Here is a 13,592-nt window from a genome sequence, read left to right as displayed (position 1 = left end):
AACAGCCTTATTTTTTTAAGTGGTGTAAGGCTATGAAATATCCACTAAGGTTCTTAATCATAAGAGGTGGAGAGGTTTTATTGTGTTTACAATATAGTGTCGGAAGGCGACAAAACTTGACGTAGAATAATAGAAAATACCTTTTAAATTAATGTTTTGGCACTTTTGTAACTTCCTTTTTTAACTAATCTTCTTTCTTTGGTAATATAATATTCTGAAGTCTCGTTTTCATAAATTGTGTCAATCGTATTGTGATCTCTGGTTAATTCTACTTTGCTATCAGTTAAATTAATGATGCTTATATATCGACCCGGAACTAACTCTCCTTCTAATTCTAAAGGCTCTTTGGAGAAGTTTTTGGTAATGATAACTGTTGTAAATTCATTTTTTATAGAAAATGATGGGGTAGGATCTACAATTTCTCCTATAAGTTTATCAATTTTTTCTTCAATGAAATTGTTAGTTGCATAATTCTGAGATTGTACCCAAGATTGGCTTGTATAGCCGGCTGCTGCATGATTCCCCCAACCAAATGCAGTTTGCCCGTTATTAATTCTTGAATCGTTACCTTGAGCAACTGTATTTGCAGATGTTCCGTATGTAGGAGTAAAATTTGTTCCTGTAAGTGTAATACCGTTACTTCCTGTATAAGTTGTATTAGTGTCTAACCACGGTATATTAACAACCATCTGTCCAGATGAATTCAACTGAATACCATAAGTTCTTCCTGCTGTAGCTGAAACTGCATTTGATGCAACTGTTTGTACAGTATCGCTAAATAATTTTACTTTACCTCCTGTAATTGATGTTGCATCACCTATTGGTGAAGCTGTTAGTGACCACTGTCCGTTTCCATCTTTTCTTAAATATCCATCTGTGCCAGTTAAAGCTTCAATAGCAACTAAGTCATTATAATTTGTAGAGAAATTGCTTGTAAAATTAAAGGCACTATTCCAGTTGTTGATATTGGTAGAAGTTATTCCATTTACTACATGAGTGTTTGGTATATAGTTTAAAGAAACTTGATTTAATATGCTACTTGAAGCATTGTCAACGTAATCTTCCAATTGTCCTAAAGTAATTGGATGATATGCCAAAGTTCCCCAAGGTATTAACGGACTTTGACTGAATGTATTAATTCCAGTAAAAGTTTGGTCATCTGCTAATCTAGCATATCCAGTTAATGAAGATTGTGTTACATAATTTGCCAACTGTGTAGTAGTCCATTCTCTTGTAGCAAATTCAAACCAGTTTGTTATACCATTTGAACCATTTTTAGTTCTAAACCAAAGTCTATGGGCAGTTGTTGAATTGTGTCCATTATTATAGTAAAAATCAAGACTATTATTATTACCAATATTTGCAAATTTAAGATAACCTCCGTAAGAAGCTCCTGTAGGTGCATCAGTTCCTCCCCATGTAGGTACCCCATAATTAGTAATAAACCCTCCATTTGGTAAATAAGAATCTAAAGTAGTTACAGCTGTGGATGATATTTCTCTACTTACAATACTATTATTTTTAAAAAATAGATTATTAATATAAGCTTGTGCTACACTATTCCATTGAGAAGAATCACCATGATTTAATGTAGTAATAGTTCCAGTGGCATTTATTTTTAAAACCTCTGTTAAAGTTACTGCTGAATCATTAGTTCCACTAGGTGCCGCATAATTAAACGAAAATCCTTTATGATAATTTACCGAGAAGGCATAAGAACCTAAACTTCCTCTTGGCTGAATGAAATCTGTCCCATTAAATTGTAAATTCTGCCCCATCCATAAACCATAACCTGACGCACCAGTTGCTACTGAAGACTGAAATAATGATGAACCTGTTGAAGTTTGTGTTCCAAATAATAAATTATAATTTGAATCAAACTGAGTGTTTTTAGAATTAAAAATAACCTGACCTAATATTGAGCCAGTAGTGCTTGGACTAATATGAATACTTCCTCCTGAAGTATAAAATCTATTAACCCCATTCTTTTGTAAAACTAATTCGCCTGAATTTGAATTGATATTTCCTGCTACAGTAATACCACTTGAACTAATTTCAGTATGTTTTGTGGTATTATCAAAAAATTGAAAAGTAGCTCCATTAACACCATTTAAACCTTTTCCAACTGCTTTTATAAATGCTGTAGGATTTGTAGAAGTTCCATATTTAAAAGCTAAGGGTATAATATTGCCATCTGCTGTACCTAAATCATGAAATGTTACTACATCTTGCTCAAAAGTACTGCCTCCACTTGCTGGTCTTATAGTCAATGCTCCCGTTAATGTACCACCTGTTAGAGGTAAATATATATTATTTAACAGATTAGTAATACCATTATCTCTTACAAATCCATTATTTGATGTTGTCTGTACTAAGGTATGAGCTGAATTATCAGGGTTTACAGATATTGTATAAGTATCAGGATTATGTAAAGCTTCTGATTGGCCATTTGCTAAAACATCAGTTATGACCGTTTTATTATAAGCTCCAAAATTAGTTACAAAATTTACTTTTAAATGTAAATTAGAATCATTTTCTTTATAAAACTCTATATTAGATAATTTAGAACTATCTCCATGTAGCCATGTTACAGTGGGATTAAACCATGTATTATTATACTTATACATTGAAACTCTAAAAGATATAGTTTGTCCCACATATCCAAATATAGTGACCGTAAAAGAGCCCATCATTATTGATGTTCCTGCATTGGTAAGTTTAATACCTAAACTTGTAACCGAAGTAGAATTATGCAAAGAAAAACTTTTTACAAGTACCGAAGAATTTACATTCCTAAATACAGTTGCATCAATACTTCCAGCATTTGCAATAGGTTTTGCATTAAGATTTATATTCGCTGTAGCACCAAAATAAGGAATATATTTAGCATCCGCACTTGTTACCGTTGTAAAATCAGTGACAGGTCTATCGGTACCATCTCCTAAAAGTATTCTGCTACCACTTGAGCCATCTTTTTTAAATCCCTGCGCAAAAACATATCTTGAAACTGTATCGTCAGCACTTCTAAATTTAAAATTACCTTTACCATCAAAATACATCGTAGCAATATCTACTCCTCCTTTATAAAAGGTTAATCCTGGATTCGAACCATCATTTGAAAGTAATCTTAAGGAATTATTATTGTATCCATTACCACCTGCTGTAATAAAAGATTTTCTACCTATTATATCTTGATTGGAGGTAATCGTTACAACATTCTCATCAGAATTAAGCCGAATATATTCCGAGCCACTCCATCTGAATTGAGTATTGTTATTCGTTACTACATATATTTTTCCTTTTTCACCAGGGTTGGGTAAGTTTTCAAAAGTGTTAAACTCAAGTACATCATCTACGTAACTAGGGAGCTGTGATGAAGGCACTTTTCCATCAATTAAATCAGCTTTTTTATTCAGAGAAGCCTCTGTACTTTCGGGGAATTCTCGATTATTGTGCCAGTAATTCTCCATATAGTTCCAAAATTCTTCAGATATAGGAATGTCTTCTGGGTTAAAATCAGAGTCTAATTCTTCATTTTTTTCCATTTTTATTATTTTTGTTAAGGTTTTTAAGATTAAAATTTTGAAGTCTCTTTTTATTAGATGACCTTCAGGTTTTAGCCTTATTTTTTAAGGTGGTTTCCGGCAACAGATTTCCACCTTTATTTTTGATAAGAAGATTCATTTTGTGTTTTTTTGTTGATGTTTTTAAGCATATCTCTTGCTGTTCAACATTTTGTGAATGTTAAAATCCAAGATTTTTCGTGAAAATTTATATGTTGAATTGCGCTTGGTTAGTACATTAAATTTAAGATGTCACAACGACAGAACTTGACGTATTTGAAATTAAATTTCATCTTTTTTACTATCAAATTCTTCCTCAAGAATATCATTTTCAAAATCTTCTCTGAAGAAATTTTCAATATCATCGAGGTAATTTTCGTAGTCGATTTCTGTGTTTTCGATATCGCTCCAAGTGATGGTGTAGAGATCTTCATTAAAAATGAAGTCTGAATTGTAATTTAATTTTTCCATGTTTGTGTGTTTTTGATTTGAGTTGATTTTGAACATGTTTTGAACTGTTCAGCATGTTGTAATGTCGAATTCAAATGGTTTTGAAAGTTTTTAAGATTATTTTTGTGTCTTTGTTTATACTGTAAAGATAGGAGCGGGGAGCGACAAAACTTGACGTGTTTTAAAGTATAAAATTTTATTTTTAATTATAATATAATAGGCTTATATCAATCAATTATAATCTTAAAAGCTTATATTTTATTTTTAATTAATTTCTGCACAATTTGATTTAAAATTTCTCGGTTGTCATCAATATAGCTCAATCCTGCCTGAATTAAATTTTCAATATTAGATCTTCTTACATTATCCATTGCAGGAGAAGCGTTTTTCAACGAAGGATTTAGTCGGTAATAGTTTTTCTGATTTCTCAATCCTAAAGTATTAAACATCTGGCAAAGCTGATAATCCACCGTTTCTGCATTGGCAGACATCAGAATATCAATAATTGGAGTTACCCAACCCAGCTTTCCGGCTTTTTCCATTTTTTTGAACGAATATTTTTTCGATTCAATTCCGGTTCCGATTGAAATAATAATCATATCATTCACAGTCGGATAATTGGCTTTTTGATGATTTTTCAAAACTTCAGCAAAAGGAACTTTTCTCGCTTCTGCATAAGCACAAAGCGCCGGATTATTAGCAAACATTCCGCCATCAATTAAGCTGAAAATCTGTCCGTACATCGATTTTATCTGAACCGGAGTAAAGTAAGTCGGAGCTGCCGAAGTAGCTCTGCAAACATCTTTCACATAAAAATTATCGGTGATTAAATTGGCTTTCCAGGAATTGAATAGTTTTGCTCTTCTGTTTTCTATGTCATAGCTTGTTATTAAGCAGGGTTTTATCAGTTCCTTTAATTCTAAATTTCCAAAAAATTCGTTGAGGTTTTTTTCAAGAGCTTCCTGAGAAATTTTTTCATTCAGTAGCCCAAATGGGTTGATCAGTTTTTCCCAAAAAGAGACCTGAAAGATATCACCGCCTTTTTCAGAATACAATTCCAAACCTTTCTGAATAGAATATTTTGCTTTTCTCTGTTCGTCGGGGCACAAAATAATCGCTGCGATTAATGCTCCCGTGCTGCTTCCTGCCACCAGATCAAAATAATCTCCAAGTTTTGCGCTTGGTTTGTCATGAATCTGCAGCTGCTCTTCGATGTAGCGTAAAATAATACAGGTGATGATGCCTCTTATTCCGCCTCCATCTAAAGAAAGTAGGGTTGTTTTTTTCATTTTTCTACTGTTATTTTGGTAGAATAAAGATAGGATATGGAGGCGACAGAACTTGACGTGTTAAATGAAAATTAGTAAATTTTATAGAGAAATATATAAAGTTCTTTTATATAAATAATAGCCTTTTTTTAAGCTATTTGTTGGTATGATTAAAGTTAATTTAAAGATTATTATTTCGACTTATTTTCATTTCTATATTCTTTTATTTGTAGTGTATCATCAAAAATTACAATGCGATAATCATTTGTCTCATCTTTTTTATCTAAAACATAGATGTCATAATAAACTTGTGTAGGATCTTCATATCTATGGTTTACTCTTCTTGCAATGGCCTGTCTGGTATCATAAATGTCTATTCCTTTGTTTTTTAACAGAAACTCTCTAATGTCGGCAAAACTATGCTTAAATTTTTCTTCGTAGTTGGTTATTTTAATAATTTTTCCACTCTCATCATATTCATAGCTTTTATTTATGGGCTCTAATCTGAATGTTTGTGACCATGCTATTAGCTGTCCTTTAAAATTATATCCTTTATGGATTACAAAGGGGTTCCATTTTTTTGAGATTTGTTCTGAGTATTCTTGTGAGTTTGCTTTTTCTGATTCAAGAAAAACAGTTAATTGTCGAATGATTCTGCCATCCATTAATTCTTCTTTGTACTGAGCATCAAACCCTGGTTTTTTAAAATTTTCTTTAAATAATTTTTGTTTGTATGCATTTGCCTCAAACTTTTTAATATCAAAACGAGAACTATCTAATGCTGGTTTTTCTTCTGCTATTATTTTTGCATTTTTACTTTCAGGTTGTCCTAATTTTTTCGTAGCACAGGAAAATAATAAAAAGCTATAAATAATTAAGGAAATAAATGGTGTTATTGTTTTCATATTCTATACTTTATACTTTCAAAAATAATTAAAAGTTATACATTATTATATGTCAGCATCAGAAAATTTATTGAGGAGCGGTAAATACTTCTATTGTGGATCACTTTCTATCCCCGGAATATTCTCATTCGCAATTTTCCATTGCCATCTCCAGAGAGTCTCTCTTTCTTCTCCTTTTACTGTTCCGTCTGGATCTACTGCTCTATAAGACATGTAATTATCTGTCGATTTTTCCTTGAAAGTACATAGGATTTTTGGTGAAGGAATAGGGTTTTCGTCTACATGAGTATGATAGATTCCTAATCCGTGCAAAACTTCATGAGCCAGGGAAGTGTCATCTGCTCTTTTGGTGCTGTTTAGGCTGTTGAAGAGCATTGCCGTATTTTCTCCTATATCTTTTACCTCTCCTTCTACAGCATGATTATCCAAAAAAGTAGAGGAACGATAGGTTAGGAAAGAATCTTCCTGAAAAGCAAATACCGTAAAAATATTATCACTAAGATATTGCTCATCAACTGTTTCTTTAGAATTTTTATAGAAAGTGTCTTTTAAAAACTTTTGGTTTTCTGATATATAAAGTTTTTTAACGTAATCCTGACAGTCGGTATAGTAATGGCTGTGAAATATCCCACCATCTGTCCATTTAACAGTCGTAATGGTTTTATGAAAAATGTACTTTCCGTATTGATTATTCCCGAAATTATTTTTTATAATTTTAAAGTTATCATTATCCGATAAATCTAATAATGGAACCTCTACAATATTTGGAAGTATCAGGCACTGGTACATTGCCTTTCTTAAAGCATCAATTTCTGCAGGTTCTATCTCACCTGTATTAGTATTTGGGGATGGCAAGTTTTTAATATTGGTTCTTATATTTACCAAAGCAAAATTCACATTTTTTCTTACTTTTTCGTCGTTTTGCAATACTGTAATTTTTCCTGCAAGAGATTTTTTGTACTTTCTATCCTGCGGATAGGCGTAGATTTTAATTTCCTTATTGCTGTTTAGATCTTTTTTGCAGATAATGGTAATTTCTTTTGTTTTAGAGTGATGTATTCCTCTATCTGCAGATTTATCGGCAAGTATTTGCGGGGTGATGTCGAAAAGAGTGGTATCATATTCAAACTTTAAAATAGAGTTCCTTGCAATTTCCACTATAGCAGAAAGTGTAACACTAAACTGGGGTTGTACAACATCTTTTGGAAATTTCATGCCTTCTACTGTTTCTTTTGAAAACATAGAGAGATACGGAACCTGATAACTTTTTTCTTCTCTTTCTTTCTGGATATTAAATTAATAGGAATTTCTTCATACATATCTAAAAATCGGTTTATTGCTTCATCAGGCTTTAAGTTTGTTTTCCCGTCTTTATATCCGCTTTCAATAAAAGATTTATACATTCCGCCATAAGATTGTCCATTATCTTTTTTTCGATACCAATCAAACCCAAAACTTCCGTCGTATGTTTTATATATAGTTCTGAATTCTACGACCGCATGCAGAAAAGGCTTTTCTTCCGTTTCGTTTTCTAATAAATTTTTTCCGATTGTACTTGTTCCTGTAGGATCATTAAGTGATAGTGCTTTCACAAAAGTAAACCCATTGTAAATATTATTCATTTGTGTAAATTTTATTTGTGTTTAAATATTACTTTTCTTGTAAAGAAAATATACTAACACGCCAAAACTCGACGTATAATTTTTTAAAAAACCACATATCCATTATCGTCCCTTTTCAGCTTTGCAAGTGCTCTCCAACTCGTTTTTATCAAACCTTTTTTAGTCGGGAAATTCTTCTTTTCAAAGTGGGGAAGGTCTTTAAAAGTTTTCCAGTTTCCGCCCCAATCCCAACCGTGTTTTGCGAAAATTTTTACACATTCGTACCAGTCGGCAACCTGATCATTGTCCCAGTCTTTTGCGGTGTCCCAACTCGCTATTTTTTTGTCAATAATTAAACAGATATCAACGGCTAATCCGTAATTGTGAATGCTTTGTCCGGCTTTGGCGTTCGTTACTTTTTTTCCGTTTGTAATTCTTCCGATAGCATAGAGTTTTTCTTGCTCCTCAAAACTTCGAAGTCCCTGAGTAATTCTTATTTTGACTTTTCCGGTTAATGCTTCATCACATTCTTTGATGATTTGTTTTACTTCCTCCCTCACAAAAGGATGTAATTTTTCTATTCTCTGTAAGGTTATTTTATCCATATTTTTAGTTTCTTTAGAAAACAAATGTAGGGGTGCAATACGTCAAAACTTGACGCATTGATGATAAAAAAATTATCATTTGAAATGAAAAAAAATAAACTTTCTGCAAACACTGATTAATACATTATTGCGACAAAACGTGACGTGTTTTAATGTATTTAATTGTTTGATTTTGAATTAGATAGATATGGTGTTAAATTTTTATTGAAATATGAAATTCTGTTTTAAAAGTTATAGATTTGTACTTTCAAACAGTTGTTTTTTTCATATCATGTACGCTTTAGTCGATTGCAATAATTTTTTTGTTTCCTGCGAAAGAACTTTAGATCCTTCGCTTGAAAACAAACCCGTTGTGGTGCTTTCCAACAACGATGGATGCGTTGTGTCTCGAAGCAAGGAAGCAAAAGATTTGGGGATTCCTATGGCGGCTCCTGCGTTTAAGTATAAAGAACTTTTTAAGCAACATGATGTAAAGAGTTTTTCTGCAAAATTTGAATTGTATAATTTTAAAAGCCAGAGAGTTATTGAGATTTCATCTTCTTATGTTGATAAAGCTGATTATGAAGTATATTCTATTGATGAATTATTTTTAGACCTTACAAGTTTTAAATATATCGATACTCATGATTATTGTGTTAAAATAAAAAAAGAAATTCAGGATAAAGAAAATATTCCTGTAAGCATCGGTATTGCGCCTACAAAAACCTTGTGTAAAGTTGCCAACAGAATTGTAAAAGACTTTCCCGAAAAATTTAATGAAGGAGTTTATATTTTAGATACTCCCGAAAAAATTGAAAAAGCTTTAAAATGGCTCAACATCGGTGATGTTTGGGGAATAGGTAGAAAGCTTAGAGCAAAAATGAATGACAACGGAGTTTATAAAGCGTGGGATTTACTCCAAAAACCGGAAATGTGGGTTCGCAAAATTATGGGAATTCATGGCGTAAGAATGATTAATGAGCTGAAAGGAATCCGTCAATTGGAATTAGATTCTCCGTCTCCTAAAAAATCGATTGCGGTGACGAGAAGTTTTATGGAAATGCTTACCAAAAAAGAGGACGTACGCGAACGTGTAGAAACCTTTGGAATGTATTGTTCGGAAAGACTGAGAAAGCAAAACACCTGCTGCAAAATGGTTACAGTTTTTGTGCAAACCAATCGTTTCAGAAAAGATTTACCGGAATATAGAAATGCTAAAACTCAGATTCTGCCAAACCCTACCAATTCATCGATTCTTATTGGCAGAGTGGTGAATGATTTGTTTGAATCTATTTTTGAAGAAGGCTTTCATTATAAAAAAGCAGGCGTTATCGTCAACGATTTTGTCCCGGAAGATCAACGGTTAATTAATTTATTTGAAGAAGACAGCCAGAATCAGCATTTGCCTGTAATGAAAGCGATGGATGCAATGAATAAAAAATACGGTAAAGATAAAGTGCGTTTGGGAAGCATGAGCGGACAAAATACTTTTGGTCGTGCTCAAATGTCACCTGAATACGAAGCTTTTCTTAAAAACAATAACGCTTCCCGAAGCTAATTTCAGATTCCACTAAGATTTTAGTTTAAAATCAAAAAATATTTTCAAACTTTTAAACCTCCAGCTTCCATCACCTAGCTTCCAAACCAACTATTTCTTCTTCTCATATTTCCAGTTTCTGCCTTTTCCTTCGGAGATCCATTCTATAGCTTGTTCCATCCTTTTATTTCGAGTAGTTTCTGTTTTGGCTTCGGTAATCCAGTTGATGTATTCTTTCCTGAAAGAAGGTGAGGATTTTTGAAAAATCTCCAAAGCTTTTTTGTTTTGATTTAAAATATTCTGAAACTCATCAGGAACCGCAGTTTCTGTTTTTGTGGGGGCTGCTTTTTTCAATTTTACACCCATATCGGTAAGCTCCATTGCCTCAAGAATAATTTTTTTAAGCTGAGGTTTTGAAGGAAGATCTTCTAATTTGGTAATCTTTCCAAGACTAAACATATTGGTTTTTTCAACGTCAGTTTCAAGATTTTTCAGGGTTTTCATTTCATCATGTAACCAAAATCCCATGCTGCAATATTGCTTAAATGAAACCATTGAACAAAGAATTTTCCCTTTATACATAAATGTAGGAAATTTCCATTTAATCGCTTCCTCTATTTCGGGATAACATTCATGAACCACTTCCCGAATATGGTTTAAAATAGGTTTTGAAAAATCCGGAGATTTCTCAATATATTCATCCACCAAAGGATTATATTTTATCATAAATTTCAATTTAAAAGTAGATTTTTAGTATTAACTATGTCATACTGAACTTGTCGCAGTGTTATTTCAACCTCAAACTTAGCCTCAACCTTTACGCAAACAACTTCACCGTTTCATTCACCAAAAATTTCACCTGATCCGGTCTTCCTCTGTCGGTTTTAGGAAGATTATTGTAACTTCCGGTTCTTACAATCACCATTTTATGTTCAGGAATCATAATAATATATTGACCTTGAAGACCGAGAAAATAATAATGTTTGATAGGATTGTCATGGTTAATCCAGAGTCCCATTCCATAGATTTCATCAGATTTTTTGGTAGGTGTTCTCATTTGTTCAATAAAATCTAAATTTAAAATCTGCTCATTTCCTACTTTTCCGTCATCTAAAAATAACTGACCCAATTTCGCGAAATCTCTTGAGTTGGAATGAATACAGCAATATGTTTTTTCCATTCCGCTTTCGTCAACGCTCCAATCTGCATTTTGTTCCATTCCCAGCGGAATCCAGAATTTTTCAGATAAATAACTTGCTAAAGTCTGATTGACTGCTTTTTTCACCGCAAATCCTAAAAGCTGAGTAGAACCGCTTTGATACTCAAATCTTTCACCAGGTTTTTCTTTAAATGGTCTCGAGAATGTAGCCTTTATCAGGCTTTTTCCGTAATACGCTCGAGCGTTTGGAAGAAAAGGATTTTTATAATTTTCATCCCAGTTTAAACCGGATTCCATTTGAGCAAGATGCTTTAAAGTTAAATCTCTACCGAAAGGTTTACTTTTGAATTCATCATAAAACTCAGAGAAATTATTGTCAATATTTTTAATTTTTCCTTCTTCTAAAGCTTTTCCGAAAAGCATAACGGTAACCGCTTTTGCCATAGAAAACGAATTGGTTTTCGAAAGTTCATTATACCCGTTCCAGTATTGTTCGTGCAATAATTTTCCGTCTTTTATGACAAGAAATGAAGCTGTATTTGACCGAATTAAATCATCGACGATGTTTTTAGGTAAATCTTTTTTGTTGTAATCAGGATGTTCATCCCAAAGAACGGGTTTGGCTGTGTGAATGATGTTACTTGTAAAAAGCTTTCCGTCATCAATATTTGCACTCGATTTTCCACGAAGATAGGTTTTTGAAATTCCGCTGAAGAGATAAGCATATCCGAAAATATAGAATAAAACCACCACGGTTACCAGAAAAAGAGTAATATAAAAAAGAATAATCATAAGAATTTGGTCTTAAACAAATTTAGAATAATTTTAAAACCAAGCATCAAAAAAGCCCTGAAAAAAATCAGGGCTTATTAATTATATCTTAGAAAGTAAATTTCTGAAGTTCGTTTTCTCGTCGATAATTCGTCTCATTTCAGAAACCGGAACTCTTTCCTGCTGCATCGTATCTCTGTCTCTTATGGTCACGGTGTGATCTGTTAGAGAATCATGATCGATGGTGATACAGTAAGGTGTTCCAATCGCATCCTGTCTTCTGTAACGTTTTCCGATTGCATCTTTTTCTTCGTAGAATAAATTGAAATCGTATTTTAAATCGTCAAATATTTTTTCTGCATATTCAGCCAAACCGTCTTTCTTCATTAATGGAAGAATGGCAGCTTTAATTGGTGCTAAAGCCGGAGGTAAAGATAAAACCGTTCTTTCTGAACCGTCTTCCAAAACTTCGTCTCTTAAGCAATGAGAGAAAATTGAAAGGAATAATCTGTCTAAACCTACAGAAGTTTCAACAACATAAGGAACATAGTTTTCGTTTCTTTCAGGATCAAAGAACTGTAGTTTTCTTCCTGAATGCTCTTCGTGAGCTTTTAAGTCGAAATCTGTTCTTGAGTGAATACCTTCCAATTCTTTAAAACCGAATGGAAAATTAAACTCAATATCTGCCGCAGCATTTGCATAATGCGCCAGTTTCTCATGATCGTGGAATCTATAATTGTCATTTCCTAATCCTAAAGCCAAGTGCCAATTAAGACGTTTTTGCTTCCATTGTTCGTAGAATTCAAGTTCTGTTCCCGGAGCAACGAAAAACTGCATTTCCATCTGTTCAAATTCACGCATTCTGAAAATAAATTGTCTTGCAACAATCTCATTTCTAAATGCTTTACCGATTTGAGCAATGCCAAAAGGAAGTCTGTGACGTGAAGTTTTTTGTACATTCAGGAAATTCACGAAAATACCTTGAGCAGTTTCCGGTCTTAAATAAAGATCCATCGCAGAATCTGCAGAAGCACCTAATTTAGTTCCGAACATCAGGTTGAATTGTCTTACTTCTGTCCAGTTTTTTGAACCGGTATCCGGATCAGCGATTTCCAGTTCTTCAATTAAAGCTTTCACATCAGCAAGATCTTCATTTTCCAAAGATTTAGCTAATCTTGAAAGGATTTGCTCTCTTTTTGCTCTGTATTCTAAAATTTTAGGATTGGTGGCTTCAAACTGAGCTTTATCGAAAGACTCACCGAATCTTTTTGCCGCTTTTTCGATTTCCTTATTTTCTTTATCCTCGATTTTTGCACAATAATCTTCCACCAAAACATCTGCTCTGAAACGTTTTTTAGAATCTTTATTGTCAATCAAAGGATCGTTGAATGCGTCAACGTGGCCGGAAGCTTTCCAAGTAGTCGGGTGCATCAGAATTGCCGAATCAATACCTACAATATTTTCGTTAAGCTGTACCATCGCTTTCCACCAGTATTGTTTGATATTATTTTTCAGTTCTGCACCATTCTGTCCATAATCATAAACAGCGGATAAACCGTCATAGATCTCACTTGAAGGGAAAATAAAACCATATTCTTTAGCGTGAGAAATCACTTTCTTGAAAACATCTTCTTGCTTTGCCATAATTTTTTTACGTCTGAGTTGCAAAAATAGTGAAAAAGCGGGAAGTAGGGAGATGGAAGATGGAAGTTTTTAACTTTGAAATTATTAGGAGCCGGGAACCTGCTTTCGCT

The 13,592-nt window shown here is 33.1% G+C and carries 11 protein-coding genes; 1 reads left to right on the top strand and 10 read right to left on the bottom strand.

Annotated features, from left to right (window positions below):
- Positions 1–143 precede the first annotated feature (143 nt).
- From OEW74_RS13195 to OEW74_RS13165, 7 genes are all read right to left on the bottom strand, one after another.
- A complete protein-coding gene (locus OEW74_RS13195) occupies positions 144–3,545 on the bottom strand; it encodes a hypothetical protein (RefSeq protein ID WP_265428919.1) in 3,402 nt (1,133 codons plus the stop codon).
- Positions 3,546–3,845: 300 nt separating this feature from the next.
- On the bottom strand, positions 3,846–4,034 hold the full coding sequence (locus OEW74_RS13190; RefSeq protein ID WP_265428918.1) for a hypothetical protein: 189 nt from the start codon (positions 4,032–4,034) through the stop codon (positions 3,846–3,848).
- A 230-nt stretch (positions 4,035–4,264) separates the two neighbouring features.
- Positions 4,265–5,302 carry a patatin-like phospholipase family protein gene (locus OEW74_RS13185; RefSeq protein ID WP_265428917.1) on the bottom strand — a complete coding sequence of 346 codons (1,038 nt, stop codon included), beginning with the start codon at positions 5,300–5,302 and terminating at the stop codon, positions 4,265–4,267.
- A gap of 170 nt (positions 5,303–5,472) precedes the next feature.
- Positions 5,473–6,186 (bottom strand): hypothetical protein, encoded by a 714-nt coding sequence (locus OEW74_RS13180; protein ID WP_265428916.1) that lies wholly within the window; start codon positions 6,184–6,186, stop codon positions 5,473–5,475.
- A gap of 90 nt (positions 6,187–6,276) precedes the next feature.
- A complete protein-coding gene (locus OEW74_RS13175; protein WP_265428915.1) occupies positions 6,277–7,401 on the bottom strand; it encodes a hypothetical protein in 1,125 nt (374 codons plus the stop codon).
- Positions 7,402–7,406: 5 nt separating this feature from the next.
- On the bottom strand, positions 7,407–7,808 hold the full coding sequence (locus tag OEW74_RS13170) for a hypothetical protein (protein WP_265428914.1): 402 nt from the start codon (positions 7,806–7,808) through the stop codon (positions 7,407–7,409).
- A gap of 83 nt (positions 7,809–7,891) precedes the next feature.
- Positions 7,892–8,392 carry a M15 family metallopeptidase gene (locus tag OEW74_RS13165; RefSeq protein ID WP_265428913.1) on the bottom strand — a complete coding sequence of 167 codons (501 nt, stop codon included), beginning with the start codon at positions 8,390–8,392 and terminating at the stop codon, positions 7,892–7,894.
- A 211-nt stretch (positions 8,393–8,603) separates the two neighbouring features.
- On the opposite strand from OEW74_RS13165, the gene OEW74_RS13160 reads away from it, so the two are divergent.
- On the top strand, positions 8,604–9,929 hold the full coding sequence (locus OEW74_RS13160) for a Y-family DNA polymerase (RefSeq protein WP_265428912.1): 1,326 nt from the start codon (positions 8,604–8,606) through the stop codon (positions 9,927–9,929).
- A gap of 90 nt (positions 9,930–10,019) precedes the next feature.
- Here the strand turns inward: OEW74_RS13160 and OEW74_RS13155 are convergent, their stop codons facing one another.
- The 3 genes from OEW74_RS13155 to OEW74_RS13145 form a co-directional block, all read right to left on the bottom strand.
- A complete protein-coding gene (locus OEW74_RS13155; protein ID WP_265428911.1) occupies positions 10,020–10,634 on the bottom strand; it encodes a YdeI/OmpD-associated family protein in 615 nt (204 codons plus the stop codon).
- A 91-nt stretch (positions 10,635–10,725) separates the two neighbouring features.
- A complete protein-coding gene (locus tag OEW74_RS13150) occupies positions 10,726–11,859 on the bottom strand; it encodes a serine hydrolase domain-containing protein (RefSeq protein WP_265428910.1) in 1,134 nt (377 codons plus the stop codon).
- 81 nt (positions 11,860–11,940) lie between these two features.
- Positions 11,941–13,482 (bottom strand): glycine--tRNA ligase, encoded by a 1,542-nt coding sequence (locus OEW74_RS13145; protein WP_265428909.1) that lies wholly within the window; start codon positions 13,480–13,482, stop codon positions 11,941–11,943.
- Positions 13,483–13,592: the final 110 nt, after the last annotated feature.

Origin of the sequence: Chryseobacterium sp. YIM B08800 (genome assembly GCF_026163565.1) — a bacterium.
Classification (GTDB): Bacteria; Bacteroidota; Bacteroidia; order Flavobacteriales; family Weeksellaceae; genus Chryseobacterium.
This window is presented reverse-complemented; position numbering and strand designations above follow the sequence as displayed.